The organism is Allobosea sp. P4_E12, from assembly GCF_056401655.1.
In genome coordinates, this window is record NZ_JBFUIY010000025.1 from 39,229 (window position 1) to 65,864 (window position 26,636).

Annotated in this window: 25 protein-coding genes; 18 read left to right on the forward strand and 7 right to left on the reverse strand. The window is 62.4% G+C overall.

Translation table 11 applies throughout. The annotated features are described in order from the left end of the window. Positions 1-52 precede the first annotated feature (52 nt). The 6 genes from AC1DW9_RS26140 to AC1DW9_RS26165 all read left to right on the forward strand — a co-directional run bounded on the left by AC1DW9_RS26140 (position 53) and on the right by AC1DW9_RS26165 (position 5,281). The gene (locus AC1DW9_RS26140) at positions 53-769 is read left to right on the forward strand and encodes a fumarylacetoacetate hydrolase family protein (RefSeq protein ID WP_441507743.1); all 717 of its coding nucleotides are present in this window, start codon (positions 53-55) and stop codon (positions 767-769) included. A gap of 72 nt (positions 770-841) precedes the next feature. Further along, on the forward strand, positions 842-1,066 hold the full coding sequence (locus tag AC1DW9_RS26145) for a hypothetical protein (RefSeq protein WP_476770562.1): 225 nt from the start codon (positions 842-844) through the stop codon (positions 1,064-1,066). Between the two features lie 30 nt (positions 1,067-1,096). Continuing rightward, a complete protein-coding gene (locus AC1DW9_RS26150) occupies positions 1,097-2,110 on the forward strand; it encodes a DNA topoisomerase IB (RefSeq protein ID WP_476770561.1) in 1,014 nt (337 codons plus the stop codon). Positions 2,111-2,243: 133 nt separating this feature from the next. After that, the gene (locus tag AC1DW9_RS26155) at positions 2,244-4,316 is read left to right on the forward strand and encodes an ATP-dependent helicase (protein ID WP_476770560.1); all 2,073 of its coding nucleotides are present in this window, start codon (positions 2,244-2,246) and stop codon (positions 4,314-4,316) included. Between the two features lie 174 nt (positions 4,317-4,490). Then, on the forward strand, positions 4,491-4,742 hold the full coding sequence (locus AC1DW9_RS26160) for a hypothetical protein (RefSeq protein ID WP_476776592.1): 252 nt from the start codon (positions 4,491-4,493) through the stop codon (positions 4,740-4,742). A gap of 122 nt (positions 4,743-4,864) precedes the next feature. Next, positions 4,865-5,281, forward strand: coding sequence for a DUF1236 domain-containing protein (locus AC1DW9_RS26165; RefSeq protein WP_069881129.1), 417 nt, complete (start codon positions 4,865-4,867; stop codon positions 5,279-5,281). A gap of 115 nt (positions 5,282-5,396) precedes the next feature. Here the strand turns inward: AC1DW9_RS26165 and ligD (AC1DW9_RS26170) are convergent, their stop codons facing one another. Then, positions 5,397-6,455: a non-homologous end-joining DNA ligase gene (ligD, locus tag AC1DW9_RS26170; RefSeq protein ID WP_476776593.1), complete on the reverse strand. Its 1,059-nt coding sequence runs from the start codon at positions 6,453-6,455 to the stop codon at positions 5,397-5,399. A gap of 210 nt (positions 6,456-6,665) precedes the next feature. Between ligD (AC1DW9_RS26170) and AC1DW9_RS26175 the strand changes: the two genes are divergently transcribed. Continuing rightward, on the forward strand, positions 6,666-6,857 hold the full coding sequence (locus AC1DW9_RS26175) for a hypothetical protein (protein ID WP_441491019.1): 192 nt from the start codon (positions 6,666-6,668) through the stop codon (positions 6,855-6,857). A gap of 626 nt (positions 6,858-7,483) precedes the next feature. Then, positions 7,484-8,311 carry a non-homologous end joining protein Ku gene (gene ku / locus AC1DW9_RS26180; RefSeq protein WP_476776594.1) on the forward strand — a complete coding sequence of 276 codons (828 nt, stop codon included), beginning with the start codon at positions 7,484-7,486 and terminating at the stop codon, positions 8,309-8,311. Here ku (AC1DW9_RS26180) and ku (AC1DW9_RS26185) read toward each other — a convergent pair whose 3' ends face one another. Together ku (AC1DW9_RS26185) and ligD (AC1DW9_RS26190) are read right to left on the reverse strand one after the other, a co-directional pair. Next, the gene (ku, locus tag AC1DW9_RS26185; protein WP_441491017.1) at positions 8,312-9,100 is read right to left on the reverse strand and encodes a non-homologous end joining protein Ku; all 789 of its coding nucleotides are present in this window, start codon (positions 9,098-9,100) and stop codon (positions 8,312-8,314) included. It abuts the gene before it with no gap. Positions 9,101-9,175: 75 nt separating this feature from the next. Then, entirely contained in the window at positions 9,176-11,797 is a 2,622-nt protein-coding gene (ligD, locus tag AC1DW9_RS26190) for a DNA ligase D (protein ID WP_441491016.1), read from the reverse strand. Between the two features lie 247 nt (positions 11,798-12,044). Here ligD (AC1DW9_RS26190) and AC1DW9_RS26195 point away from each other — a divergent pair, with 247 nt between their 5' ends. The 9 genes from AC1DW9_RS26195 (at position 12,045) to AC1DW9_RS26235 (ending at position 23,668) form a co-directional block, all read left to right on the forward strand. Further along, positions 12,045-12,680: a DUF1989 domain-containing protein gene (locus AC1DW9_RS26195; RefSeq protein WP_441491015.1), complete on the forward strand. Its 636-nt coding sequence runs from the start codon at positions 12,045-12,047 to the stop codon at positions 12,678-12,680. Positions 12,681-12,828: 148 nt separating this feature from the next. After that, on the forward strand, positions 12,829-13,950 hold the full coding sequence (gene ald, locus AC1DW9_RS26200; RefSeq protein WP_441507753.1) for an alanine dehydrogenase: 1,122 nt from the start codon (positions 12,829-12,831) through the stop codon (positions 13,948-13,950). A 382-nt stretch (positions 13,951-14,332) separates the two neighbouring features. Continuing rightward, the gene (locus AC1DW9_RS26205; protein WP_441491013.1) at positions 14,333-15,628 is read left to right on the forward strand and encodes an NRAMP family divalent metal transporter; all 1,296 of its coding nucleotides are present in this window, start codon (positions 14,333-14,335) and stop codon (positions 15,626-15,628) included. Between the two features lie 156 nt (positions 15,629-15,784). Next, on the forward strand, positions 15,785-17,083 hold the full coding sequence (locus AC1DW9_RS26210; protein ID WP_476776595.1) for an MFS transporter: 1,299 nt from the start codon (positions 15,785-15,787) through the stop codon (positions 17,081-17,083). A gap of 42 nt (positions 17,084-17,125) precedes the next feature. After that, positions 17,126-18,178: a glycosyltransferase family 4 protein gene (locus AC1DW9_RS26215; protein WP_441507755.1), complete on the forward strand. Its 1,053-nt coding sequence runs from the start codon at positions 17,126-17,128 to the stop codon at positions 18,176-18,178. A 62-nt stretch (positions 18,179-18,240) separates the two neighbouring features. Continuing rightward, entirely contained in the window at positions 18,241-20,490 is a 2,250-nt protein-coding gene (locus tag AC1DW9_RS26220; protein ID WP_476776596.1) for an amylo-alpha-1,6-glucosidase, read from the forward strand. A 249-nt stretch (positions 20,491-20,739) separates the two neighbouring features. After that, positions 20,740-21,327 carry a hypothetical protein gene (locus tag AC1DW9_RS26225; RefSeq protein ID WP_476770981.1) on the forward strand — a complete coding sequence of 196 codons (588 nt, stop codon included), beginning with the start codon at positions 20,740-20,742 and terminating at the stop codon, positions 21,325-21,327. A gap of 341 nt (positions 21,328-21,668) precedes the next feature. Then, positions 21,669-22,610: a GGDEF domain-containing protein gene (locus AC1DW9_RS26230; RefSeq protein WP_441507758.1), complete on the forward strand. Its 942-nt coding sequence runs from the start codon at positions 21,669-21,671 to the stop codon at positions 22,608-22,610. Between the two features lie 323 nt (positions 22,611-22,933). After that, positions 22,934-23,668: an outer membrane protein gene (locus AC1DW9_RS26235; protein ID WP_441507759.1), complete on the forward strand. Its 735-nt coding sequence runs from the start codon at positions 22,934-22,936 to the stop codon at positions 23,666-23,668. Positions 23,669-23,835: 167 nt separating this feature from the next. Here AC1DW9_RS26235 and AC1DW9_RS26240 read toward each other — a convergent pair whose 3' ends face one another. From AC1DW9_RS26240 to AC1DW9_RS26250, 3 genes are all read right to left on the reverse strand, one after another. After that, positions 23,836-24,144, reverse strand: a complete 309-nt coding sequence (locus tag AC1DW9_RS26240; RefSeq protein ID WP_441507760.1) for a hypothetical protein — start codon at positions 24,142-24,144, stop codon at positions 23,836-23,838. 31 nt (positions 24,145-24,175) lie between these two features. Then, entirely contained in the window at positions 24,176-24,436 is a 261-nt protein-coding gene (locus AC1DW9_RS26245) for a hypothetical protein (protein ID WP_069882796.1), read from the reverse strand. Positions 24,437-24,505: 69 nt separating this feature from the next. Beyond that, positions 24,506-24,727: a hypothetical protein gene (locus tag AC1DW9_RS26250; protein ID WP_441507762.1), complete on the reverse strand. Its 222-nt coding sequence runs from the start codon at positions 24,725-24,727 to the stop codon at positions 24,506-24,508. Positions 24,728-24,782: 55 nt separating this feature from the next. Here AC1DW9_RS26250 and AC1DW9_RS26255 point away from each other — a divergent pair, with 55 nt between their 5' ends. Continuing rightward, positions 24,783-24,947 (forward strand): hypothetical protein, encoded by a 165-nt coding sequence (locus tag AC1DW9_RS26255; RefSeq protein ID WP_441507763.1) that lies wholly within the window; start codon positions 24,783-24,785, stop codon positions 24,945-24,947. 389 nt (positions 24,948-25,336) lie between these two features. Here the strand turns inward: AC1DW9_RS26255 and AC1DW9_RS26260 are convergent, their stop codons facing one another. Beyond that, on the reverse strand, positions 25,337-26,635 hold the full coding sequence (locus AC1DW9_RS26260; protein WP_476834860.1) for a glycoside hydrolase family 130 protein: 1,299 nt from the start codon (positions 26,633-26,635) through the stop codon (positions 25,337-25,339). Position 26,636 lies beyond the last annotated feature (1 nt).

A 26,636-nucleotide genomic window follows, 5' to 3' on the forward strand; every position in this document is an offset into this window, starting at 1 on the left:
TCGAGCCGGCCCATATGCTGTCCCGATCGTGACCCAGCGCATGGCTTCCCAGATGACGACACTCGCAGACTTCGCCGTTCCGGCGCCGACCCTCCAGTCACTGCCGATCGAGGGCTCCTCGGCGCGCTTCCCGATCCGGCGGATCTACTGCGTCGGTCGCAACTATGTCGCCCATGTCAGGGAGATGGGCGGCGACGAGACCCGCGATTTCCCGCTGATCTTCCAGAAGCCGGCCGATGCAATCGTCCAGAACGGCGGCGTCGTTCCCTATCCGCCGATGACGGACGATTTTCACTTCGAGCTCGAGCTCATGGTGGCGATGAAGTCCGGCGGCTACAACATCCCTCAGGACGAAGCGCTCGAGCATGTCTTCGGCTACGGCATCTGCCTCGACATGACCCGCCGCAAGCTGCTCGACACGCCAGACGGCCCGCGGATCCCGTGGGAACTTAAGAAATCATTCGATCACTCGGCGCCCTGCGGCCCGATCTACCCGGTCGAACAGGTCGGCCACCCGTCGACGGGCAAAATCCGCCTCGAGGTCGACGGTGTCGCACGCCAGGATTCCGACCTGTCCTTGATGATCTGGCGCACGCCCGAGATCATTGCGACACTCTCGAAATATTACTCGCTCGAGCCCGGCGATGTGATCATGACCGGTACGCCGCATGGCGTCGGCGCGGTCCTTCCCGGTAATGTTCTCGTCGGCAGCATCGAGCGCCTCGGCGCGCTCACCGTCACGATCGGCGCGTCGCCGCTGGCGGGCTGACAGATTGCGCCTGGGCGGAACAAGCGCTGGCCCGACCGTGTTTATCGCGAAGCTTCCTGCGGAGGTTTTGCCATGCAGCTATCGGCCAAGGACAGATTGATTGCGGCCCTCGTGGCCCAGCTTCATGCCGAACGCGAGACGAGGGATGCGCTCGCCTTTGTGATAGCGAATGGCCAGCGCGACCGGGATGTCCTCACCGCCATCCTCACGGATCCGGTGCCGGCCTTCACGCAGGCTGACTTGGCCTACGCCGAAGAACTCGTGCGCCGCCATCATAACCGCCGGGAAGCGGCTTGATGCAGGAAGCGCTGGGCAAGCAGTAACGCCATGGTCGCCGGCAAGCCATCCCGCGCCCCTGGTCGGCTGCGGATCGTCAATCCCGGAGATCTGACGATCCGCAGGGGCCGGCGCGGCAGGGGCTTTGCCTATCTCGACGCCACTGACGAGCCCGTCCGGGACGCGGCCTTGCTTGAGCGGATCCGCTCACTTGCAATTCCGCCCGCCTATCGCGAGGTGCGCATCGCGGCCGATCCACGGGCCCATCTCCAGGCGGTCGGGCGGGACGAGGCCGGGCGGCTGCAATATCTCTATCATCCCGAATGGGAGCGGGTCCGCGAACGCCGCAAGTTGAAGCGATTGCGGCTGCTGATCGACGCGCTGCCCCGTTTGCGCAAGGCGGTCGCCGATGATCTCAAGGCGCGTGCGCTCTGCCGCAGGAAAACGCTGGCTTGCGCAGTCGCCATCATCGACCGCTGCCATCTGCGCGTTGGCGGCGAGGCCTATGCGAGGAGCAATGGCAGCCATGGTGCCTCGACGCTCCTCAAGCGCCATGTCGCGTTGACGGCCTCGCGGATCGACCTGCTGTTTCGCGGCAAGGGCGGAAAGCAGATCGCATGCTCGCGGCAGGATGGCCCGCTCGCCCGAGCACTTGCCCGGATTGCGCAGTTGCCCGGCCGGCGACTGCTGCAATACCGGGACGAGGACGGCAAGGTGACGCCGGTCCATGCCGGCGACATCAACGCCTATCTCCGCGAGATCTCCGGCCTCGCCATCAGTGCCAAGGATTTGAGGATGCTGGCGGGGAACGCTGCGGCCGCCGAACTGCTGCTGGCCAGCCAAATCATGATCGGCGATGGCAGCGAGAAGCGTCAGCTCGCCGAGATCATGCGCGCCGTCTCGGAGCAACTGGCGAACACGCCTGCCGTGACGCGCAAGAGCTATGTCCACGCCATCGTGGTGAAGGCCTATGCCAACGGGAAGCTCGCGGCCTCCTTCGAGAAGGCGCGCGCCAGGGGCGGCTGTTCCCGGATCGAGCGGGCGCTCGCCTCGCTGGCTGGGTGAGGTGAATCGCCGCCTCATGATCAGGTCGAAACCGATCCTGCCATAGGGCTTCGGCCATCTGGCTCAGGACGGCTGCCCTATTCCCGATCTTTTGCGTTGCGAACAAAACGCGAAAAATGATCGAATATGAGACATGTTCGCTCTCGATTCGCTGGCGCCACCAAGCTATCTCGACAGGCTCAACCCCGCGCAACGCCGCGCGGTGGAGCACGGCGTCGGCACGCAGCCGGGTCCCTTGCTGGTGATCGCGGGGGCGGGATCCGGCAAGACCAACACGCTCGCGCATCGTGTCGCGCATCTGATCCTGAACGGTGCGGACCCGCGCCGCATGATGATGCTGACCTTCTCCCGACGCGCTGCAGCCGAGATGGCGAGGCGGGTGGAGCGCATCGCGCGCGACGTGCTGGGAGAGGGGGCTGCCGTCATGACCGACGCGCTGACCTGGGCCGGGACCTTTCACAGCGTGGGAGCAAGGCTGCTCCGGGATTACGCGCCGGAGCTTGGGCTCGATCCGCATTTCACGATCCATGACCGCGAGGACAGCGCCGACCTGATGAACCTCGCTCGTCACGAGCTTGGCTACTCGAAAACGGAAGGGCGCTTTCCCAAGAAGGGCACCTGCCTTGCGATCTATTCGCGCTGCGTCAATGCCGAAGAGCCGGTTGAGGCCGTGCTGGGTGCTTCCTTTCCCTGGTGCGCATCATGGGCAGGGGAGCTGAAGCAGCTCTTTTCAGCCTATGTCGAGGCCAAGCAGGCCCAGAACGTCCTTGATTACGACGATCTTCTGCTGTGCTGGGCCCAGGCCGCAAGCGAGCCCAGCCTTGCCGCGGAGATGGGCGGACGTTTCGACCATGTCTTCGTCGACGAGTATCAGGATACCAACAAGCTTCAGGCCTCGATCCTGCTGGCGCTCAAGCCCGATGGCCAGGGGCTCACCGTCGTCGGCGATGACGCGCAATCGATCTACTCGTTCCGCGCCGCCGAGATCCGCAATATCCTCGATTTCCCCCAGGCCTTCAGCCCACCGGCTGAGGTCGTCACGCTGGATCAGAACTATCGTTCGAACCAGCCCATTCTGGCCGCCGCGAATGGGGTGATCGAGCTCGCCCGCGAGCGCTTCACCAAGAACCTCTGGACCGACCGCCAGTCGGGCGGCAAGCCCCAACTCGTCAATGTTCGCGACGAAGCCGACCAGGCGCGCTTCGTCGCGACGCGCGTGCTGGAGAACAGGGAGGCGGGGCACACGCTCAAGCAGCAGGCGGTGCTCTTTCGCGCCTCGCATCACAGCGGCCCGCTGGAGGTCGAGCTGACACGGCGCAATATTCCTTACAAGAAGTTCGGCGGGCTGAAATTCCTCGATGCCGCCCATGTCAAAGACATGCTGGCGATGCTGCGCTTCGTCGAGAATCCGCGCGACAGGGTCGCCGGGTTCCGCTTGCTGCAGCTGCTTCCGGGCGTGGGGCCGACCTCCGCGCAACGCGTGCTCGATCAGGCCGGCACGGCAGATGATTTCGCAGCAGGCCTCGCGGAGCTGTCGGCGCCCGCGCGTACGGGCGACGCCTGGCCGGATTTCGTTGCGACATTCCGGGCGCTGCGCTCAGGGATAGGCTGGCCGGCAGACCTCGAACGGGCCCGTCTCTGGTACGACCCTCACCTGGAGCGCATTCACGAGGATTTCACCACGCGTCGAGCCGATCTGGTTCAGCTGGAGCAGATCGCCTCCGGCTATCCATCCCGCGAGCGCTTCCTCACCGAGCTCACCCTCAATCCGCCCGACGCAACGAGCGATGAAGCGGGTCCGCCATCGCTGGACGAGGATTTTCTCATCCTCTCGACCATCCACTCCGCCAAGGGACAGGAATGGAAGTCGGTCTTTGTGCTGAACACGGTGGACGGCTGTCTTCCCAGTGACCTTGCCGTCGGGGAGACCGCCGAGATCGAGGAGGAGCGCAGGCTGCTCTATGTCGCGATGACGCGCGCCAGGGACGACCTGCATCTGGTCGTGCCGCAGCGCTTCTTCACTCATGGCCAGGCCGCGCGAGGCGATCGGCATGTCTACGCGGCACGCACGCGGTTCATCCCGCATGCCCTGCTGCACCTGTTCGAGCAGGCGACCTGGCCCATCGAGCAGGCTCAGGCCGCCATGCAACACCGCAGCGGCGTGAGAATTGACGTATCGGCACGGCTCAAGGGCATGTGGCGCTGAAGCATCGGCCCGGAGGATTGCGGTTTTCGGGTAAGCCGATGCGACCGCACAGGGCGCGATCGGCCTGCGCCGGTGGCGCCGGCCCGCATCTTGCTTGTTCCCCTTAAGCTCTCGGTAACCCAGAAACCCCAGCCTTAATGGCTGGCCTGACTCGATTTCACTCGGAGTGCCTCCATGGATGCCTTCACGATGGTGATTGTCGCCTGCATTTCCGGCGAAGCGACCTGCACCGCCGCCCGGATCAGCGAACTGGGTTTCACCACGGTGCAGGCCTGCGAGGCCCGCATCGACGACATCGCGCGCGCGATGACGTTGGAGTTCGGAAAACGACCGGAATTCAAGGGCCGGCAGGTCACCTACGACGTCTCCTGCATGGACAGGGAACAGCTCTGGCACAAGCTTGGGGTGACCCAGGCCGAGACCTGATTGCGGCCGTTCGCGGCGGAGGCGGCCTCTCGCGGGACACCAACGTCCGGATGCCGATCGGTGGAACAAACCGGAATCGAGCCCGTTCCTGAACACAGAACCCTCAGCGAAGGAGATCTGTGATGATGAAGAAACTTGCTCTCGCCGCGACCCTGATTCTCGTGCCCGTCGCGTCATTCGCCCAGAATCCGCAGGGCGCGCAGGGTGGTGCAGCTGCCGGCGCGGCGACAGGCGCCGTGGGCGGGGCGATCGTCGGCGGTCCGGTCGGTGCTGTTGTCGGCGGCGTGGGTGGCGCTGTCGTAGGCGGCATCGTCGGCGACAACACCCCCCGCTTCAAGACCTATGTGGTCGAGCAGCGTGTGCCGTCCTACACCTATGCCGAGCCGCTCGCGGTCGGCACCGTGCTCCCGAATGAGGGCGTGACCTATCGCGAAGTGCCGCGCGAGTATGGCGCGACCCAGTACCGCTATACGGTCGTGAATAACCGCACTGTGCTGGTCGAGCCCGGCACCCGCAGGATCGTTCAGATCATCGAGTGATCAGCACAATCGTCCAACCGTTCGGCCCGCCAGCGGCTTCCGTTGGCGGGCCGTTTGCTGCCTGGCGAACGCGTGGCCTTGTCCGCGATGTCCGGCCCTGGCTCGGTCCTGACTCCTATGCATCATCGAACCGAAAGATCGTCGCAGCACCGGCTTCGTCGCGCAGGCCCTTGTAAGTCGCATGGCGAAGCTTGCCGTCATCGGTCCAGCCGCGGAATTCGATCTCGGCAACCAGCAGGGGCGAAACCCAGCGCGCGGCTGTCCGCTGGATGGCCAGGGGTGGTCGCGGAACGAGTCTCGCGTCGAGCCGCGCCTTCAAGGCGGCGCCGGACAGCTCGGTGAAGCCGCTGCCAACCCCGCCGACATAGACCAGGCCGTCGGCCTTTTCCGCAGCGAGCAGCAACCTGCCGATTCCTCCAAAGCCGATCGAAGGCTCATATCCGATGATGACGAAGCGCTCCGACTGGATGCACCTGATCTTGAGCCAGTCACCATCGCGGCCGGAGCGATAGGGTGCATCAAGGCGTTTTGCGATGATGCCTTCGAGGCCGAGCTTGCAGGCGAGGGTGTAGAACGCCTCTCCGTCGGCAATCACGTCCTCACTGAGCAGGATACCGGGAGACGCGCGGTCGATTGCATCGGCCAGGACCTCGCGTCGCTGCGAGAGCGGCAGATGCCGCAGATCCTGTCCATTGAGGTACAGAAGATCGAAGGCAAACAGGACCGCGAGTTCGGCGCTGCCCTTGCCGTCTCGCCCGCCGAGCGCTTGCTCCAAGGCCGCGAGATCCGATTTTCCGCTCCGGTCGAGGATGACGGCCTCGCCATCGAGGATAGCACTGTCGACGACGATCTGTTTCGCCGCCGCCACGATCGCGGGAAAGCGGGCCGTCCAATCCCGGCCGTCTCGCGTAAGCAGGCGCACCTCGCGCGAAGGCTCGATATGGACGGCAAGCCGGTAGCCGTCCCATGCCACCTCGAAAGACCAATTGGCCCCCTTGGGCGGCTTTGCCGCCTCACTGGCAAGGCATGGCTCGACATGCTGCGGCATGGGATCGTCATCTTGCGTGCTGTCGTCAGGGAGACGGGCCTCCACTGGTATGGCAACGGGCGACACGACCGTGCCCTTCAACGCCTCCGAACCGGGGCCGGACCGCGACATCTGGCGCGCGCGCATGACGGGTTCTCCTCCACCGCAGACAAACGCCGGGCAGCGGGCACTCGTTCCGGCGACGTGGAACTTCGTGCCGCCTCAGCAGTTAGGATATGGTGGTGATATGGGAGTGCTGACATGGGTTCGTTACCCCGCGCTTTTCATCCCAAGCGGAAACCCGGACGACCTTCCGATCGACGGCCGCTGAGTGGTCGCCCCCGGCCGGCTGCCATCATGCCGACCGAGCTGTCACGCGAGATCTGTGAGGACGAGGACGGCAAGCATTATGCGGTCATCGTCTGGCGGCTTTATCCCGGTCTGCGCAGCATCACCTACACGCTCGATAGCGGCGCGCTCGTGAACTTTGTCGATGAGCGCAAGTTCGAGGTCGCCAGAACCGGTCTGATCATCACGCGGCTGGAGTGAATTCGACCAAGTGTTGCCGCATCCGGCAAATGACATTGCCGGAAGCGCTCCAAGGTTTAGGTTGCTCCCTACAGGGAGGTGCTTTGCATGTCCGATACCCTTTCTAGATCAGAACCAGTGACGGTGACACTCCGCACGCACGAAGACTATCGTGATGCTTGTGAGCGCGTTGGCCAGTTGGAAGGCATCAGGCCGAGCACCGCCCGAGATCGTCAGCTCGCTGCGCTTAGAACGGCCATCCACGCCTACGAGCCGCGGCAGACGCCCTTGCGGACATCGCCATGACCACGTGAGGCCTGGTTGAGGTTCCCGCGCTTGGCAGGGCAATGCGACCAGCCCGTCAACGAAACGGAAGACGAGACAGAGCCGTTGCGACGCTCCGGCCGGGCAAGCCCTGTTCAGGTGCTCGGGTGCCTGGGGCGCATAAGGGCAGAACCATCTCACGATAACGTGTTCCCTGTAGCCGCCAGTCGACGCCGTTTCTGTCGTGAACGAATGCAGCCGCGCGCCGACGTCCATCACGGTTCCGGTGCTTCTTTGGTCGCGTGGTGCGGTGCAAACTGGAACCATCATGGACGCCCGCTCGTTGCTCGCTCGCGTCCGCTGAAATGCTATGGGGGAATGTCATGGCGCCGCGCGCTGTCTGGAAAGGCGTTCTGAAGATCGCCGAGGTGAGCTGCCCGGTTTCGCTCTACACGGCAGCCTCGACCGCCGAGCGGATCTCGTTTCACACCTTGAACCGCAAGACCGGCAACCGCGTCCATCGTCAGTACATCGACGAGGTCTCCGGCAAGCCGGTCGAGACCGAGGATCAGGTCAAGGGCTACGACAAGGGCAACGGCGATTACGTCCTGCTCGAACCGGAAGAGATCGCCGCCGCGATCCCGGAAAGCGACAAGACCCTCACGGTCGAGACGTTCCTGCGGTGCGACGAGATCGACGAGATCTTCTTCGACAAGCCCTACTATGTCGCGCCTGCCTCACCCGTGGCGTCCGAAGCCTTCGCGCTGATCCGCGAGGGAATGAAGGACCAGAAGTCGGCCGCGCTGGCCCGAACGGTCATCTTCCGCCGGATGCGATCGATCCTGATCCGTCCTCAGGACGAGGGCTTGGTGGCGACGACGTTGAACTTCGACTACGAGGTCCGCTCGGCCGAGGACGCCTTCAGCGAGATCCCGGGCATCAAGATCGACGGTGAGATGCTCGACCTGGCCGAGCACATCATCAAGACGAAGGCTGGCAGGTTCGATCCCAAGCAATTCGACGATCGCTATGAAGCCGCGCTGGCCGAACTCGTCCAGGCCAAGATCGAAGGCCGCAAGATCAAGCCACAGAAGCGGCCCGAGCCCTCGAAGGTCGTCAGCCTGATGGAGGCATTGCGTCAAAGTGCCAAGGCTGGCGGCGGCGAAAAGCCCGCCGCGGCGAAGCAAGCCCCGCGCAAGAAGGCGAGTTGATTATTTGCGCCGCGGTTCCAGGCTGCGCTTGAGCGCGTCCATGATGTTGACGACATTGCCTTCCGAGGCCGGACGCGGCGATGTCCTCGTCGGTTTGCGGCCCTTCTCCTTGGCCTTGATGACACCAAGCAGCTCCTCCTGGACCGGATCCTTGGCAAGCTCCGGCGACCAGTCCTTGGTGCGGGTCGCGATGAGCTTGTCCATCAGGGGACGCAGGTCAGAGTCCGGTGCGGCCTCGCCGATCCCGGCGAAATAATCTTTCTCGGGCCGGACCTCATCGCCATAGCGCAAGGTCCACAAGACGATGCCGTTATCGCGGGCGTCCAGCAGCACGGCCCGTTCGCGCCGATAGAGGACGAGCCGCGAGATTCCGACCGTCTTCGTACGCTTCATCGCTTCGCGGATGACGGAGAATGCCTCTTCCCCGACCTTTGCATCGGGCACGAGGTAATGAGGCGTGTCATACCAGATCCAGCCGACCGATGATCTTGGAGCGAAGGTCTGGATGTCGATGGTTCGGGTGCTCTCCAGTGCCACGGAGTCGAGTTCATCGTCTTCCAACATGACATAGTCGTCATCGCCCCTTGGATAGCCCTTGACCTCGTCCTCGTCGCTGACGGGTTTGCCGGTGACCGCATCGACGAAGCGACTTCGTATCCGGTTTCCGGTCTTGCGGTTGAGCGTATGGAAGCGGACCTTCTCGTTGTCCGATCGGGCCGGCATCATCGCGACTGGACAGGTCACGAGGGACAGCTTGAGATAGCCCTTCCAGAACGTCCGCGGCGCCATGGTCACATCTCCCGACACACGCGGTGAACGCGGTGGCGTGGCTGATCGTTCCCCGGCGCCGCTTTCGGCAACCCGTCAGGCAGCCGTGGCGCGCCTGCCCAGCTTCTTGATCGCGTCGGAGAGCGAGCCTGCCGCGTCGTCATAGCCTTCCCAAGCCTTGGTCGTCTTCAGCAGGCCCGGCACGGTCCGYACGGTAAAACGCTTGGGGTCGAGATCGGCTTTGACCTGCGGCCAAGTCAGCGGCATCGAGACCTGAGCGCCCGGCCGTGCCCGCGGCGACAGGGGGGCGACCGCCGTCGCCATGCGGTCATTTCGCAGATAGTCGAGGAAGATGCGGCCATTTCTGAGACGCTTGGCCATATTGACCACGTAGCGTGAGGGCTGTTCGGCGGCGAGTTCCGCGCAGATATGGCGAGCGAAATCTTTCGCCGCAGGCCACTCGATCTTGTTGCGCTTTCCAGCCGCCAAGGGCGTGACGACATGCAGTCCCTTGCCGCCTGTGGTCTTGCAGAAACTGGCCAGTCCAAGCGCATCCAGCCGTTCGCGCATCTGGCTTGCGGCCTCGATCACCTCACCGAATGTCACGCCGGGCCCTGGATCGAGATCGAAGACCAGGCGGCCCGGCGTCTCCGGATCTCCGGGCGCGCAGTTCCACGGGTGAAGCTCGATGCCGCCGATCTGGGCCGCCGCCGCCAACGCCTCGATCCGATCGATCTGGAGATAGGGCTTCTTGTCGCCAAAGACCCGGACGAGTTCGAACAGGTTCGAGGTTCCCATGCCGGCGTGGCGCTGGAAGAACATCTCGCCCGTAATTCCATCGGGCGCGCGCACAAGCGAACAGGGCCGGCCCTTGATATGGGGCATCATCCAGTCGCCGACCGCCGCGAAATATTCGGCCAGTTCCTGCTTGGAGACAGGCCGGTCATCCCCCGCATTCGGCCACAAGATCTTCTCGGGGTGGCTGATACCGACCCCCATGACAGTGGCCCTCTCGCCCCGACGGCGCGAGGATACCTGTTTCGGCTGCGGCGTCTCGGTGCCTTTCGGATCGGCGGGGAGGTCGGTTTCCACCTCGTCGGCGGGCTTGTCTTCGCGCAAGCCCTTGAAGGCGGCCTGACGAGCCATGCCATCCCCGGTCCAGCCGGCAAACTCGATCTCCGCGACAAGTTCGGGCTTCAACCAGGTGACCCCGGGCTCGCGCTTTGGAGAGCCGGCCCCTTTGAAGGGCGAGGCTGTCGCGGCCGCCGCCTTCAGCTTTGGCAACAGCGCCTGCACCTTGGCGGCGCTGTAGCCCGTACCCACCCGTCCGATATAGACAAGATCCGACCCTCGATTGACGCCGACCAGAAGCGACTTGAATTTGCCGGCCGTCGTGGACCATCCGCCGATCACGACCTCGTGCCCGGCGCGGCATTTGGCCTTCGTCCAGCTGTTGCTGCGCCCTGACACATAGGGCGCATCGACCGCCTTCGAGACGATGCCTTCCAGGGAGAGTTGGCAGGCCGATTTCAGGATGGCGTCGCCGCCGGTCTCGAAATGTTCGACATAGCGCAGGATGACGCCGTCGCCGTGGTCGTCGAGAGTCTCCTTCAGACGCTCCTTGCGCTGCAGGAGTGGCAGCTCGCGGAGATCGGCCCCGACGCTGAACAGCATGTCGAAGGCGAAGAAGATCAGATCCTCCGTCCTGCCCTCCGAAATGGCGGCCTGGAGGGCGGCAAAATCCGGCGTGCCATGCTTGTCGAGCGCGACGATCTCGCCATCGATGATGGCATCGGGCAGGCTCTCTCCCGCCTTGGCGATCGTTTCAAAACGGGAGGTCCAATCGAGCCCCTTCCGCGTCTTGAGCGTGACGGTCCCGCCCTGGACCCGCATCTGGATGCGATAGCCATCGAACTTGATCTCATGCACCCACCCGCCACCATTGGCGGGACGCTCGACACTTCGGCATAGCTGCGGCGCGATGAACGGTGGCATGGGGGCCGGGCGAGATCTCTTGGGAGATCCGGATCGTTCCGGGCTTCGTCTGCGCTGCGCGGCCAGACCCTTCCGGCTGTCCCATTCGGCGTCAGCGGCGAGGGCGTCCTTCGCGAGGAGGAATGGCTTGGGCGAACGCCCCTTGCCGGCCGCGATCGCGTCCATGCTGCGGCCGGAGGCAACGGACGTGTCGGCCTTCAAGACCGCATCACCGTCGCCATCCACGGAATGCGCGTCCCGGTGCTTGATCAGCAGCCAGTTGGTGCGCTTGCCGCCATCCCGGTCATGACGCATCCGAACGAGGACAAAGCTGCCCTCGAGGCGCTCGCCGTCCAGAACGAACTTGAGTTCGCCCTTTTCCAGTTGGCGCTCCGGGCTGATCTTGCCCTCCGGCTGCCAGTAGCCGCGATCCCAGAGCAGAACCGTCCCCCCACCATATTGCCCCTTGGGTATGGTCCCTTCGAAATCTCCATAGGGCAGGGGGTGGTCTTCCACCTCGACTGCGAGGCGCTTGTCGCCAGGATCAAGCGAGGGGCCCTTGGTCACCGCCCAGGACTTGAAGACCCCGTCCAGTTCCAGGCGCAGATCATAATGAAGCCTGGTCGCATCATGCTTCTGGATGACGAAGCGCAGGCGGTTCGATTTCGAAACCGCAGCGTCTCCGTCAGGCTCCCTGGTCTTCTCGAAATCGCGCTTCTGACGATACGCCTTGAGCTTTTCCAAGTGACACTCCGCGTTCGCGGCTGAGCTTGCACGCAAGATGCACGTCCTGGCGGCACTCCGTGCAAAGACATCACAGGAACAGGCGCGGGAAATGATTGTTCCGAAACTTCGAGACCTGCGACGTCAGGGGGCGCGTGAGGTCCAGCTGAAGCGCTATCGTGCGCGCCCCGAACCATGAACAAGCCATCCTGATCGTCAATTAACACCGGCACCTTAGGATGATCCGGAATGGATGTGAGGATCTGGAATGCAGTCGAGTTCTGTGAAGCGTGAGCCAGGCGACCTGTCCATCGTCGTTCCCGCCCAATCCGGACGGTCAGTACGCGTATCGGGTGGCGATATCATCCGCATCGTCGATCCGAAGGGGCAGCAGGTCGCCGATCTCTGGGCCTTCGTCACCTCGCCCCGACTCGACTGGCTGAGCACGGCCCAGACCCGAGACATCAACGAGCGATTGTTTCCCAAGGTCGGAGAGAGCTTCTACAGCGACCGCGGCGTTCCGTTTCTGACATTGGTCGAGGACGGGTCCCCCGGTCCGCACGACATGCTGTTTCCTGCCTGCAACCGTGAACTCTACGAGCGGGCCGGGCTGCACGATCACCCAAACTGCAGGGACAACCTGCTCTTGGCACTTCAGGAAGAGGGCGTTGCGCTACCTTTCGTACCCGATCCGGTCGACCTGTTCCAAAACTCGCCTCCGCAACCAGACGGTCGGCTTGAGGTTCTCCCGTCGATCAACCCGCCTGGCGGGTATGTCGTCGTTCGAGCCGAGTGCGATCTTCTCCTGGTCGTTACGGCGTGTTCGGTCGATTTCCATCCGACAAACGGCGAGTGCTGTACAGAAATCGAGATCGAAGTCGTTCGCAGCTCACGCACTTCGTGATGGGGTGACCAGATCGCCATGCACTGGCCAGCGGGCTCATTTGACGCAATGATCGAGCGCGGGCTGGTGAATGATCCTGCCAGCCGCGCAATCAAACGCGCACTATGGGCCAAACATAAAGGCCCTGGCTCCATGGGAGGAGAATTCCATGCTCGTCGGCGTGCCCTGCGAAATCAAGGACAATGAAGCGCGTACCGGGCTCGTCCCGTCATCCGTCCGGGAGTTGGTCCATCATGGTCACCAGGTCATGGTCCAGTCGGGCGCAGGTCTTGGTGCCGGCATCACCGATGAGGACTACGTCGCGGTCGGCGCCAAGATAGTCGACGGGCCGGAGATAATATTCGCAGAAGCCGAGATGGTGGTGAAGGTCAAGGAACCCCTGGCCCAGGAGCGAAAGCGTCTGCGGCCCGGACAGATTCTGTTCACCTATCTGCACCTTGCTCCCGATCCTGCGCAGACCCGCGATCTCATTCAATCCAAGGCGATCTGTATCGCCTACGAGACAGTCACTTCACCCTCCGGCAGCCTGCCGCTTCTGGCGCCGATGTCCGAAGTGGCGGGCAGACTCGCACCTCAGGTCGGCGCACATGCCCTGGAGAAGGCCCAAGGGGGACGCGGCATCTTGCTGGGCGGTGTGCCGGGAGTCCCGGCAGCGTCCGTCGTGATTCTCGGCGGAGGCGTGTCGGGCACGCATGCGGCGACCATCGCCATTGGCATGGGAGCGCAGGTGACGGTCGTGGACCGGTCGGCGGAGCCGCTGAAGCGCCTGGCCACCCAGTTCGGCAATGCGATCACCACCGTCTTTTCCACGCAGGCGGCGATTGAAGAGCTCGTCAGGCAAGCGGACCTGGTGATTGGTGCGGTGCTGATCCCTGGCGCGTCGGCGCCCAAGCTGGTCAGCCACGATATGATCCGCACCATGAAGAAGGGCGCCGTCGTCGTGGACGTGGCCATCGATCAGGGCGGCTGTTTCGCGACCTCAAAGGCCACCACGCACTCCGACCCGACCTATATCGTCGATGGGGTCGTGCATTACTGCGTGGCCAACATGCCTGGCGCAGTCGCGCGCACCTCCACCTTCGCGCTCAACAATGCGACATTGCCCTTCGTGCTGGCCATCGCCAATCACGGCTGGCGCGAGGCTTTGAAGCAGGATCCGCACTTGCGCCAAGGTCTCAACATATGCGTCGGGCAGGTCACCTGCGAGCCCGTGGCAAGGGCTCAAGGCCTGCCATTCGTCGAGCCCCTCGCGGTCATTGATCGCGCATGAATGCAAGCAAGGTTCCGGTCTAAAGCATCGGCCCGAAAAGTGGATTGCGGTTTTCGGGGCAAAGCCGATGCAAAGACAAAGGGTTAGATCATCGGACTGGATACGATCTCCGGTCCGATGATCTAGCAGGGCAACGCTCGCCTCGGCGCGACAATGCTTGTCGGGAATCTTGGCCCTGGCGCGCGGATTGTCGGTTCAACGCGCCTTCGGCTTAGCCGGACACGCCAGGAACCATTTGGCGCGGTCATCCCCACATGGATGACCTCAGATCGGGAACGATCTCTGGCTGCAATCCGATCGTCGCGTAAGTCTCCGGCAGATTATTGGGAACATCGCGGCATCTCGCCACTTATGGAGGAAAGGCCGCAGGAGCCGGACGACAATGGCTGACGCGCATGGATTTCGCAGGCCTGTCGTGGAGCCCAGCAAGCCGCGGCTCCTGCATGTTCTGGGCCCCGGGCTGATCACTGGCGCATCTGATGACGATCCAAGCGGGATCGCGACCTATTCCCAGACCGGGGCGCAGTTCGGCTATATGACGACCTGGACGCTCGTCTTTTCCTATCCTTTGATGAGTGCCATTCAAATCATCAGTGCCCGGCTGGGACGCACCACAGGACATGGGATCGCAGGAAATCTGCGTCGGCATTATCCCGATTGGCTGGTCTATGGCGGCGTAACCCTGCTTCTTGTTGCAAACATCATCAATATTGGAGCGGACATCGGTGCGATGGCAGATGCCTTGCGCCTGCTCGTGGCTGGTCCGCAGCTCGTCTATGTCATTATATTTGGAATTGCTTGCATCCTTATGCAGGTTCTACTGGAATACAAACGTTATGTCAGTGTGTTGAAATGGCTGACGATCGCCCTTTTCGCTTATGTCGGAACCCTGTTTTTTGTAAAGATCGATTGGTTGGAATTGGGGCGGAGTCTTATACTTCCAAGCATATCTTTAAGGGCTGATTATTTGACTGCAATCGTCGCGATACTGGGCACGACGATCAGCCCTTATCTGTTCTTTTGGCAGGCCTCCCAGGAGGTCGAGGATATCATGGCGAATCCGAAGCGCGAACCGCTCAAGGAGGCGCCCCGGCAAGCCGATGACGCCAAGGCGCGCATACGGCTCGATACTTTTGTGGGTATGGGATTTTCGAATGTCATCGCGCTGGCAATCATGGTCACGGCCGCAGCCACGCTGCATGCCAATGGCGTGACGGACATTGAAAGCTCTTCGCAAGCTGCGGAAGCATTGAAACCCGTCGCTGGCGTCTTTGCCGAAGGACTTTTCGCGCTTGGCATTGTTGGGACCGGCCTGTTGGCCGTCCCCGTTCTCGGCGGATCAGCAGCCTATGCCGTCGGCGAAACGCTGCGCTGGCCGACGGGGCTCGATCGCAAGCCGAAGCATGCGAAGGCGTTCTACGTCACAATTGCGGTGGCAACCCTTTGCGGAGTGGCGTTGAATCTGACGCCGATCAATCCGATCAAGGCGCTCTACTGGAGCGCCGTCATCAACGGCATCGTGGCCGTTCCGATCATGGTGCTGATGATGGTGATGGCAACCCAGCCACGGGTGATGGGCGTACAAACGATCGGCCGTGGACTGACCTTCTTTGGTTGGCTTTCGACCGCTGTGATGGCCGTCACCGCCATTGGAATGGTGGCTACCAGCCTCCTGTAGCACGGCGTGCACAGGGCGAAACGCGCGGACAACACGTCTGCAATCGCGGCAGCGGCCTGGCACACTGGCGGTAAGGAGCGTTGGGCATCTCTCCAAGGCTCCCTCTGCCGGCTTCGGCATATCGCTTCAAACCGCAGCGCCGCCGGGGGGCGCCCTGTGGACGACGCAGTCATCGACATCTGGGTGGGAAACCACGGCGAGGTTTCAGTGTCGCATCGGCTCAGCCTGGACTGGTTGAACTTCCTGTTGGCGGATTTGCGTGGGGGCCTTGGGCCCTATGTCAACGTGTTCCTCCTGACGGATGTCGGGTGGGATCAAGCGACGATCGGGGCGCTCCTGACCGTAAGCGGGCTGATCGGCATTGCCTTTCACGCCCCGATCGGCGCCTTGATCGATGCCACGCGGGCCAAGCGGGCCCTCATAGTCGGCGGGGCCTGGGCCCTGGCGACGCTGGGCGCTGCCATTGCGACGGTCCCGACACTCGCCGTTGTCTTCGTCGCGGACGTCAGCATGGCGCTGCTGGGGGCCGTCTTTGCACCGACGATTGCGGCGATCACGGTGGGAATGTTCGGGCCGCGCGGCATTGCCCGGCAACTTGGGCGCAATGCCGCGTATGACCGCATCGGCAATGTGTTCATTGCTGCACTTGCTGCGCTGATCGGCACCCATTTCGGGCAACGCGGCGTCTTCTACATGCTTCCGCTGTTCGCAGGATTGGCGACGATTGCCGCGCTTTCGATTCCCGCGAGCGCGATCGACCATCAATTGGCCCGCGGTCTCGAAGGACCGAGCCGCGACCGGGGCGGTCCCTATGCATGGCGACGGCTGTTTGCCGAGCGGCCCTTTGCGGTGCTCGCGATCGGAGCTGCATTGTTCCATTTCACCAATGCGCCGATGCTGGCCCTTGCGAGCCAGAAGCTTGCCTTGGAGGCCAAGGGCTTCGAGACGGCCGTGACGTCCGCGGCGATCATCGTTGCCCAACTGGCGACGATCCCGATGGCTTTCCTTGTCATGCGGGCCAATCTCATCGGTGGGAAGTGGCTGCTGACGCTGGCATTCGCCGCTGTGCCTCTGCGCGGCATCCTGTTCGCGCTTGTCGATGACCCCTACTGGATGATCGGCTTCCAACTTCTCGACGGAGTCGGCGCAGGGCTGTTCGACGTGTTGCTCCCGCTTATTCTTTATGGTGCCGTCCGTGGCAGCGGTCGTTACAATATGGCTCGCGGGATCATCGGCACGATTCAGGGCATTGGCGGTGCGTCGAGCTATGTGTTTGCCGGCAGTCTCGTGGTCTGGGCCGGATACAGCGTTGCCTTTGCCGTGCTGTCCGCAGTGGGGCTGGTCGCGCTTATCCTGATGGTGATGGCAATGCCGGAAACGGTCCCCCGGATCCAGGCCGGGCAGGCTGCCGGCGGTCAAGGCGTCCGAACTTTTCCGCCCGACCGGAGTTGCTAGCTCGCCGTCCCGGCAGGCGTCAGCGGCGTTTGGAGAAATCGGATGCGGATTGCGCAAGTTGCACCGCTGGCCGAGTCGGTTCCGCCGAGACTGTATGGCGGGACGGAGCGGGTCGCGTCCTGGCTCACCGAAGAGCTTGTTCGGCAAGGACATCAGGTCACTCTGTTCGCATCGGCCGATTCAACGACGTCCGCCGAGCTTGTCGCTTGCGCACCGCAGGGCTTGCGACTTGCGGGCATTCGCGATCACACCGCGAGCCATCTTGCGATGCTTGCGAAGGTCCGGGCGCGTGCGGCTTCCTTCGACATTATTCATTTCCATCTCGATCTGCTGCAGCATGCCTTGTTCACGGATCTCGCGCACAAATGCGTGACGACGCTGCATGGCCGCTTGGACCTGCCCGATTTTCTCCCGGTCTATGAGGCCTTCCCCCAGATGCCGCTGATATCGATTTCCGATTGCCAACGGAAACCGATGCCGGCAACTGCGAATTGGCTGGCGACCGTCCATCACGGATTGGGTCCGGGCCTTTGCCCGTTCGACGCGCGGGGAGGGGCGTATCTGGCCTTCCTCGGGCGCATCACGCCGGAGAAGCGACCGGATCGGGCGATCGAGATCGCCAAGCGTGCCGGCATGCCGCTCAAGATCGCGGCGAAGGTCGATCCGGTTGATGAGGAGTATTTCAGGACCCGAATCTTGCCGCTGCTCGATCATCCCTCAATCGAGTTCATCGGGGAAATCGACGAGGCGCAGAAATCTGCGTTCCTCGGCGGAGCCTGTGCCCTTCTGTTTCCGATCGATTGGCCAGAGCCGTTCGGGCTTGTGATGATCGAAGCGATGGCGGCGGGAACGCCGGTTATCGCTTGGCGCAACGGTTCCGTGCCTGAAGTCGTAAGGGATGGCGTATCCGGGATCCTCGTCGACTCCATCGCTGAAGCCGTTGCCGCTGCAAAGCATAGCGTTGCCATGGATCGCTTCCAGGTCCGGCGGTATTTCGAAGGCCATTTCACCGCCGCCCGGATGGCGACCGACTATCTCGACGCCTTCGATCACCTGCTGCGTTCGCCAGGGCACACCCGAAGGGCCGCAGAATAGACGCAGAACCATGACCCAATCCGCACGAACCTGCCTGATCTCCAGCGAGGAGGAGCAGTGGGATGAATGAGCACAGCGTCGCCGCAGGCGAGCGCCAGATCCCGCCTCTGCAGGAACAACTGGCCGAGCACGCCCTCGATGCCCACCCGTCGCTCGTAGAGCGCCCATTGCGCACACTGAAGGCGGGCGATGCGTTCGCTGTTCTCGACAGCTATGGCGACCTGGGCATCACCCCCGACACGTCGGAGGGGCTATTCTGCAACGACACCAGGCACCTTTCGCGGCTGCAACTCTTCTTCGAAGGCAAGCGTCCACTCCTTCTCAGCTCGGTCATCCAGGACGACAATGCTTCCTTGACCGTCGATCTGGCCAATCCTGAGATTGTCCGGAATGATGGCACGACCATCATTCCGCGCGATGCGATCGCCATCGAGCGGACAAAATTTCTCTGGAACTCCGTTTGCTATGAGCGTGTCGGATTGCGCAATTTCGACCGTGTTCCGCACGATTTCAAGATTTCCTTGTCTTTCGCGGCAGATTTCCGGGATCTCTTCGAAGTCAGGGGTATGAAACGCGCGCATCGCGGCGAAGTCGACGTCCTCATGTCTTCGCAGATTGCGCGTTTCCTCTATCGCGGCCTCGACGACAGGGTGCGCAGAACCGTTCTTCGATTCGAGCCTGAACCTGTTCAATTGACCAGGGACTTTGCGTCATTTCAATTTTCGCTCAAGCCAGGCGAGCGAACGTCGCTCCTTATCGCCATCGCCTGCGACGTGCTTGACGCACCCAATCGAGACATTCGTTCCGGAGAGGACGCCCCCGGCGCCCCACCTCAGGGCTTTGCCAAGGCCTACCAGGACGCTCGCCGAGACCTGCGCGCTCTGACTTCCAATATTGCCAAGGTAGAGTCTACGAATACACTCTTTTCAGATCTTATCTATCGCTCGACATCGGATCTTTACACGCTCATGACCCGGAGCGCCGACGGAGTTTACCCCTATGCTGGCATTCCGTGGTTTTCGACGATGTTCGGGCGCGACGGCATTATCACGGCAATGATGTTGCTATGGACCGATCCCTTGGTGGCGCGGGGCGTACTGCTGCAGCTGGCGAAGGCACAGGCCATCGCCCCTGACCCTGAAGCCGATGCGCAGCCGGGCAAGATCCTGCATGAACGACGACACGGAGAGATGGCCAATCTCGGCGAGGTTCCATTCGGACTCTATTACGGCTCCGTGGATGCCACCCCGCTCTTCGTCATGTTGGCCGGCCAGTATTTTGATCGAACAGGCGACCGGGCCACGATCGAGCAGATCTGGGCCAACGTCGAGGCCGCACTTCAATGGTGCGACACATTCGGAGATCGCGACGGCGACGGGTTTGTTGAATACTATCGCGAGACGGACAATGGCCTAACCAATCAAGGGTGGAAGGATAGTCACGATTCGATCTCGCATGCCGATGGCTCCTTGGCTCAGGGACCGATCGCCCTCGTCGAGGTTCAGGCCTATGTCTATGCCGCAAAGCAAGCTGCAGCCACCATGGCGAGCGCTCTCGATCTCGGCGAGCGCGCCCACGTCTTGCGGCGTGAAGCATCGATCTTGCAGGAGCGGTTCGATCGGGCTTTCTGGTGCGAGGATATCGGCTCCTACGCATTGGCGCTGGACGGAAACAAGCGGCAGTGTCGCGTCCGCTCTTCCAACGCCGGTCATGCTCTGTTCGGTGGCATCGCCTACCCCTCGCGGGCGGCGCAGGTCGCCCAGTCACTCATGAGTGAAGGGGGGTTCAGCGGCTGGGGCATTCGCACGCTCAATGTCAATGAAGCCCGCTACAATCCGATGTCCTATCACAATGGCTCGGTGTGGCCTCATGACAACGCGCTGATCGCGCTCGGCTTCAGCAATTACGGCCTGAAAACTGAGGCTGCACGGCTGTTCGAGGCGATCTTTGACGCGGCCGCCTATCAGGAACAGCGCCGCCTGCCGGAGCTCTTCTGCGGCTTCCTGAGACGGCGTCGACGTGGACCGACTGCCTATCCCGTCGCTTGCTCGCCTCAGGCCTGGGCTGCAGCCGCGCCCTTCGCGATGCTGGCCGCTTGCCTGGGGCTGCAATTGCCGGCGGCGACGAACGAGGTCAAACTCCTGGATCCCGTCCTGCCTTCGTTTCTCGACGATGTGACAATTCGCGGGCTGAGACTTGGGGCCTCACGATTCGATGTGCGCGTGCATCGGCATGAGAGCGATGTCACGATCAATGTCCTGAAGCGGTGGGAAGACAGCAACGCTCGCGTCGTTCTGGTCAAAACCAAGTAATCCGGGCAGGGGGGCTGCGCCTCCAGGACGAACTCGCCGGCGACCGAGGTTGCGCGGATCGGTGTCCATGCTTTCCGCGCCGCAGGGAGTAGGCGATGCCTGCATTGCCTCGGAAGCAGAGGGGGTCTTTCTGGCAAGTGTCGCTTCAATTTTCAGACGTGATTTCAATCTCTTCGAGGCAAGAGTGAACGATCCGCTTCGAAGCTGAACCGGATTCCAATTTCCGGCCGGATGTTCTAATCACACGCGATGGATACCGTCGCGCCGCATGAACTCTTTCCCCATGTCCGCATCGTAATGGGCATGATCATCGGCCTCGGCATCACCCGGATGCTGACCGGCATCGCCGGTTTCATCCAGCATCCCGATCGTTATCGCGTCTCGATGCTTCACATGCTCTGGGTCGGCTCGATCCTGCTGGAACTCGTGCTGTTCTGGTGGTGGGAATTCGGGCTGTCGCGCATCCCCAACTGGAGCTTCGGCGTCTACATCTTCCTGATCGGCTACGCGATCGTGCTCTATTTGCTGTCGGCGCTGCTGTTTCCGGACAACGTCGCTGAATATGCCGGCTACGAGGACTTCTTCATCAACCGGCGGCGCTGGTTCTTCGGCCTCATGGCGACGTCCTTCATTCTCGACGTGGTCGATACCCTGATCAAGGGCACGGAGCGCTGGACCCAACTCAGCGGCGATTACTTGATCCAGGTACCGATTGGCCTGGCTCTCTGTCTCGTTGCCTGTGTTTTCGCGCAACGTTGGGTCCAGATGTCCATGGCTGCCGTGCATCTTGCCTATCAGGGCTATTGGATCGGGCGCATCGTCTACAACATGCAGTGACGACGCGGCCCGATCGGAACTTCAGCCGGAACGAGCCGGGTCGCGACTGCAGGCGACCTTATGGAAACCTTGCGCGCCAGTGCCTGAGCCAGGGCGCCGGCAAGGCCGGCAGCAAGGCGCTCGACCGCTCCTCGGCAAAAGGCAGGTTGATCGGCAGTGCGAGGGTTGGGTACGGTGAGCCATCGTCACTGCATACTGGCCTTATGCTGCAAACCTCCGCTCGACTGCCTGATCGGCAGTCCCTTTCCGGCAATGCCGTGCTCGTCGGACAGAAACCGGGCCGGTCATTCGTCGAGTGAAGGGCTGCTTCCCCTCCCGGTAACGTGTTAGGTTCCCGATCGATGGACGAGACGACTCAACAGCTCATTGAGATGCTTGAGGGCTCCCCGGTCCTGGTCGCCCTGTATGACCAGTTCGACCGGCTTCGAAAGGCGAACCGAGCCTTTCGCCAGGCCTATTCCATCCGCGCCAGCGAGGATCCGTCCTGGTCGGAGATCATGCGCCGGAATTTTTCGGCGGAAACCGGGACGGTCGTTCGAACCAAGAATTTCGAGGAATGGCTGATCTCGACGCAGTCGCGGCGAGGCAAGGTCGGGTACCGCGCCTACGAGACCGATCTGCATGACGGGCGGTGGCTCTGGATGACCGAGATGGTCAGCGATGACGGCTGGATGCTCTGCATCGCGAGCGTCACGACCGATCTCCATTCCGACAAGAGAACTCTGCGCCAGGACCGGGACAGTGCGGTCAAGGCCTCGTACACGGACGAACTGACGGGGATCGCCAACCGCCGGTTCGTGATGGCCCGGATCGACGACATGCTGCTTCAACGGCGCCTGGACAGCCGGCTGACGGGCTGCCTGGCCGTTCTCGATATCGACCATTTCAAGGTCATCAACGATCGCTTCGGGCATGCGGCCGGGGATGAGATCCTGTGCAGATTTGCCAAGGAGATCCACGCGAATGTCAGGCGCTCCGATTGTTTCGGCCGGGTCGGCGGCGAAGAGTTCGTCCTGGTCATGCCCAGGACATCCGCTGCCGAGGCTGCGCTGGTCCTGGAACGCATGCTCATCGTCGTTCGGGCGATGAAGCCGCAAGGCGGCCATGGCGATTTTCGTTGCACCTTTTCGGCAGGAATCGCCGAGACGGATCCGACGGATGTATCGCTGAGCCTGTACGCACGTGCCGACAAGGCCCTCTATGCCGCCAAGTCGAGAGGCCGAAACTGCATCGTCGCGGCCGAAGGCGAAGCCGAGCGATCCCCCCAATCGATCGCGCCGTAGCGCGCAATTCTCATTTACAGCCGGGAGACACCGCCATCGCTCGCAACGTCTCGCGAGGATGATCTGGAGGGCGAGCGGGCCAAGCCATGACGGCCGGAGCTGGACTGAAAGCGCGCCGGCGGGCGTGGCGACTGTGAAGCGGCCACCGGATCGGGATGGCGTGGGCAGTGCAGATTCCACGTTTGGAATCGGCTGGTTGGCCAAAGCATCTCCATCGGAATACTAGGCCACTCCTGCAGTAAAGGACGGTCGATTATTGAGGTTCACCGATGTGGATTGTTGTGCAACAATTGTGAGGTGAAATGCCGACCTCGGAGGACACCATGCGACTAGGGCTTGCATCCACCGCCGTCCTTGCAACCTGCCTGGCTACGTCTGCCTTCGCCGCCGATCTTCCCAGCCGCTCCGCGCCCCCGGCCCCGATCGTCTACGCTCCCGTCTTTACCTGGGCCGGCTTCTACGTCGGTCTCAACGCCGGTGTGGGCTGGGGCGGGTCGCGTGACGTCATCGTCACCGGGCCGACGACTGGCTCCTCGGGAATCCTGAGTGGCGGTGGCGGCGACGGCGCGTTCGTCGGTGGCGGCCAGATCGGCTATAACTGGCAGTCCGGCGCATGGGTCTACGGTCTCGAGACCGATATCCAATATGTCGGTTCGAGCGGCGATGTGTCCTGGGGGCAATACACCTGGTGGGCAAACAGAGGCGGTGGTGACGGCGGCTATTTCGGCACCGTGCGTGCCCGCGTCGGCTACGCCTTCGATCGGACCCTGGTCTACATCACGGGCGGTCTCGCCTATGGCGGGCTGAACAGCAACCCGCTGACCGGCAACACGACGAGCAATACCGGCTGGACCATCGGCGGCGGCGTCGAATATGCCTTCACCAATAACTGGACCGTCAAGCTCGAAGGTCTCTACGTCGATACCGGCGAGGGCCGGCGAAACAGGGCCTTCACCAACCCGGCGGGTGGCGTGCTCCCGGCCGGGCTCTATACCGCGACCACCAATGGTGGCGGTAATGGCGGCATCGTTCGCGTCGGCGTGAACTACAAGTTCTGAGTCGCGCATCCTGGATCTGCAAACAGCCCGGACCATGCGCCGGGCTGTTTCCGTTTCTTCGACCTCGCGGCGGGTGGGCCGGGCAATTCGACCGCATCATGTCGAGCGAGATGAGAGCCGGGGATTCGAGCGACGCCCGCCGATCGGCAGCATCGCGGGCGAGATGATCAATGGTGCCAATTCTGCGGCGTAGCAGGCAGATCTCCCGTGACCTCGACATGGGCGGCGCCGGTCGTCGACGGAAATTCCCGATAGGAGAACCTGAGATCGAGGAGATGGCCATCATCGGTCAGCAGCTGCACATCCGCGCGGCCGAAGACGGTCTTCAGTGCGGGAAAGGCCAGCCGGACCTCGCCGCAGCTGGTCACTCCGATCGGATCCTGGAAGAAACCTTCAAAATCGTAGGATGCACGGCCGATCTTGATGCCGTTGCTCATCAGGGCGCCTCGCCCCGAGATTCCACCGAGATAACGCATGATCGTCTCACTTCACGGTTCATAGGTGTGACTAGGCCTGCTTATCCTTCTCCAGGGCAGCTGTAAGTTCGATCGGATCCACGAGGATGATCTGCGAGGAACCGCGTGAAAATTCGATGGCCGGGATCTGCAGCATCGTGGCGGTCCGGCGAAAAGCCCGGAACGACACGCCCACGATCTCTTCTTCGTCGGTGACGACCCGATAGGTTCCGGCCGGCTGAGGATCCGACAGCGCGCTCAACCTGAAGGGATGGCTGAACGTGATCTCCGTTTCGGTGGTCCGGTCCGTCATGATCCGCACCTGCCATTCCCTGCCAATGCTAACAGAGCCGCCTGCTCGGCTCTCTTCCGGACGCCGCGGTTATTTCAGGTTGCCGAAATGGTTCGTTTGCGTGACGCTGGCGCGGATCTGGAGTTCTTCGATGGCGCGCTCGTGGCCATCGGCGCCGCGCACCCGATATTGCCGCTGTCCGTTCTCGCTCGCCGGAAGCACCCGTATGATCTCGTATTTCCCGACGCCGGTTCTGTCGAAGAAGCCAAAAGCCAAGCTGATGACATCGCCTGCCTTATAATCGGTTGTCATGACATGTGTCCTCGATGCCCGATCCATTGCGCGCCTTCTCATTCGACGAAGCCAGATGGCCGATGAAGGCCGCCCCATCGTGGCGATGGCCCATGATCAGGAGATCCACGATGTCTCCGTCGTCCCGGATCAGGTGGATCGGAAAGGCGAACTGGAGCGGGTCCGTCCGGCTCAGGTTCGCGACAAGATGCCCGGAACACATGTCCCTGGCATTCAGTGACGTTCTGAAGCTGAATGATGCCGGCTGGCGCGTGCCGTTGCGCCAGATGATCTGGCCATTGCCTTGCAAGACGAAAATCCAGTGCCGACCGGCGCCACAATGACACCGCGACCCGCTCTCGGTTCAGTGCGAAGGGAGGCGACAATCCACTACGCGCTTCTTTCAGTCGCTAAGCAAGTTCTAAGGCCGCGTCATCTTCGCACATACATCGTTCCAGCCCCTCTGCCGATTGTCTTAACCCTGATTTGCTTGATGATTTCAATTATTCCGGCCTGGCCGAAGGCATGACATATGACGACGTCGATGCTTACTTTGAGCCAGGCGCAGGCGGAACCTTTTTCCAGCCTGCGTAGCCGATTTCTCGCGCGAGCCCGTGCCCGGAAGACTTCCTAGCGTTCCATGGCGCCCATCAGCGCAGCGATCCTGATCGTCGCGAAATTGCAGAACGTGTCGGAGACCGCGTAGGGCAGGATGATGTGGTCGTTATGGCGTATCGCGCCGCAGGTATAGACGACATTGGGAACATAGCCTTCACGCTCGGACGGTTCTGGCCGGACGAGCGGCTCGCGGGTCCGCGCGAGGACCCTCGACGGATCCTGCTTGTCGAGAAGAACCGCTCCGATCGCGTATTTCCGAATGGGCCCGACGCCGTGGGTCAACAGCAGCCAGCCTTCGTCAAGCTCGATCGGGGAGCCGCAGGTGCCGATCTGAACGAACTCCCATGCAAATTGGGGCCTCAGGATCACGACCCCACCGTTCCAGGTGAAGAGGTCATCGGAATAGATGAGATAGAGGTTCTCATTGTCCTGCCGCGCGATCATGGCGTAGCGCCCACCGATCTTGCGAGGGAACAGCGCCATGCCCTTGTTCGCGGCCGCGGTGCCCCGCAGCGGCGACATCCGAAACGACAGGAAATCGCTGGTCTCGATCAGTTCGGACCGGATCGCCCGGCCGTCATAGGCCGTGTAGGTCGCCCGAAACACCGTCCTCCCATCTTCGTCAAACGCGACGAAACGTGCGTCCTCGATGCCATTCGATTGAGATGCGGTAATGGGGAAGATCACCCGCTCGCTGATGTCGCCATCGGGCGAAAATGCGACCTCGACATCGTCGCCGTCGAGGCGCGCCATGCGGTTGCGCAAGGTGGCGATCGAAGCCAGCCGCGATGTCGGATCGACACTGATGCTGCAGTCATTCGCAATCGAGCCCGAGCGGAAAGTCAGGGACGAGATATGGCCCTCGCCAACCGCGCGAACGCTCAGGATGAAGCGGCGCCCGCCTGGAGGAGCGCCGGACTGGTCAGGGTGCGAAACGATGCTCGGGTTGAAGAGCGCCGCTGCTTCGAATGAATTCTCCTGGAGAAAGTAGGCTCCGACCAGCTGACGCTGAATCCTGGTGAAGTCGCAATGCGTTGCGAATGCCTCCTCCATCTCATCGGCGCGCTCCTCGAATTTCTCCAGCAGGTTGCGGTGTCGGCCCTTGAAGTTCTCCAAGACGTCGGAGAGCAGGCTCTCGGCCGTATCGGCATCCAGCGCCAGGACCCGGTCGACGATATGATTCGCCCGCGTCTTGTCGATTGGGCTGAGGTCCCTGGGCTCGACCGCGGGGCCGAACCGGCGCACGACCACCCTGGAAGGATCGGGGCGCAAATACAGGGCCTGGCGGTTCAGGAAAGCGGGCTGGGACAAG

Coding starts and splice junctions, on each gene's coding strand:
- AC1DW9_RS26140 (WP_441507743.1), top strand. CDS start 53: ATGACGACACTCGCAGACTTCGCCGTTCCGGCGCCGACCCTCCAGTCA.
- AC1DW9_RS26145 (WP_476770562.1), top strand. CDS start 842: ATGCAGCTATCGGCCAAGGACAGATTGATTGCGGCCCTCGTGGCCCAG.
- AC1DW9_RS26150 (WP_476770561.1), top strand. CDS start 1,097: ATGGTCGCCGGCAAGCCATCCCGCGCCCCTGGTCGGCTGCGGATCGTC.
- AC1DW9_RS26155 (WP_476770560.1), top strand. CDS start 2,244: ATGTTCGCTCTCGATTCGCTGGCGCCACCAAGCTATCTCGACAGGCTC.
- AC1DW9_RS26160 (WP_476776592.1), top strand. CDS start 4,491: ATGGATGCCTTCACGATGGTGATTGTCGCCTGCATTTCCGGCGAAGCG.
- AC1DW9_RS26165 (WP_069881129.1), top strand. CDS start 4,865: ATGATGAAGAAACTTGCTCTCGCCGCGACCCTGATTCTCGTGCCCGTC.
- ligD (WP_476776593.1), bottom strand. CDS start 6,455: ATGCGCGCGCGCCAGATGTCGCGGTCCGGCCCCGGTTCGGAGGCGTTG.
- AC1DW9_RS26175 (WP_441491019.1), top strand. CDS start 6,666: ATGCCGACCGAGCTGTCACGCGAGATCTGTGAGGACGAGGACGGCAAG.
- ku (WP_476776594.1), top strand. CDS start 7,484: ATGGCGCCGCGCGCTGTCTGGAAAGGCGTTCTGAAGATCGCCGAGGTG.
- ku (WP_441491017.1), bottom strand. CDS start 9,100: ATGGCGCCGCGGACGTTCTGGAAGGGCTATCTCAAGCTGTCCCTCGTG.
- AC1DW9_RS26195 (WP_441491015.1), top strand. CDS start 12,045: ATGCAGTCGAGTTCTGTGAAGCGTGAGCCAGGCGACCTGTCCATCGTC.
- ald (WP_441507753.1), top strand. CDS start 12,829: ATGCTCGTCGGCGTGCCCTGCGAAATCAAGGACAATGAAGCGCGTACC.
- AC1DW9_RS26205 (WP_441491013.1), top strand. CDS start 14,333: ATGGCTGACGCGCATGGATTTCGCAGGCCTGTCGTGGAGCCCAGCAAG.
- AC1DW9_RS26215 (WP_441507755.1), top strand. CDS start 17,126: ATGCGGATTGCGCAAGTTGCACCGCTGGCCGAGTCGGTTCCGCCGAGA.
- AC1DW9_RS26220 (WP_476776596.1), top strand. CDS start 18,241: ATGAATGAGCACAGCGTCGCCGCAGGCGAGCGCCAGATCCCGCCTCTG.
- AC1DW9_RS26225 (WP_476770981.1), top strand. CDS start 20,740: ATGGATACCGTCGCGCCGCATGAACTCTTTCCCCATGTCCGCATCGTA.
- AC1DW9_RS26230 (WP_441507758.1), top strand. CDS start 21,669: ATGGACGAGACGACTCAACAGCTCATTGAGATGCTTGAGGGCTCCCCG.
- AC1DW9_RS26235 (WP_441507759.1), top strand. CDS start 22,934: ATGCGACTAGGGCTTGCATCCACCGCCGTCCTTGCAACCTGCCTGGCT.
- AC1DW9_RS26240 (WP_441507760.1), bottom strand. CDS start 24,144: ATGCGTTATCTCGGTGGAATCTCGGGGCGAGGCGCCCTGATGAGCAAC.
- AC1DW9_RS26245 (WP_069882796.1), bottom strand. CDS start 24,436: ATGACGGACCGGACCACCGAAACGGAGATCACGTTCAGCCATCCCTTC.
- AC1DW9_RS26250 (WP_441507762.1), bottom strand. CDS start 24,727: ATGACAACCGATTATAAGGCAGGCGATGTCATCAGCTTGGCTTTTGGC.
- AC1DW9_RS26255 (WP_441507763.1), top strand. CDS start 24,783: ATGGCCGATGAAGGCCGCCCCATCGTGGCGATGGCCCATGATCAGGAG.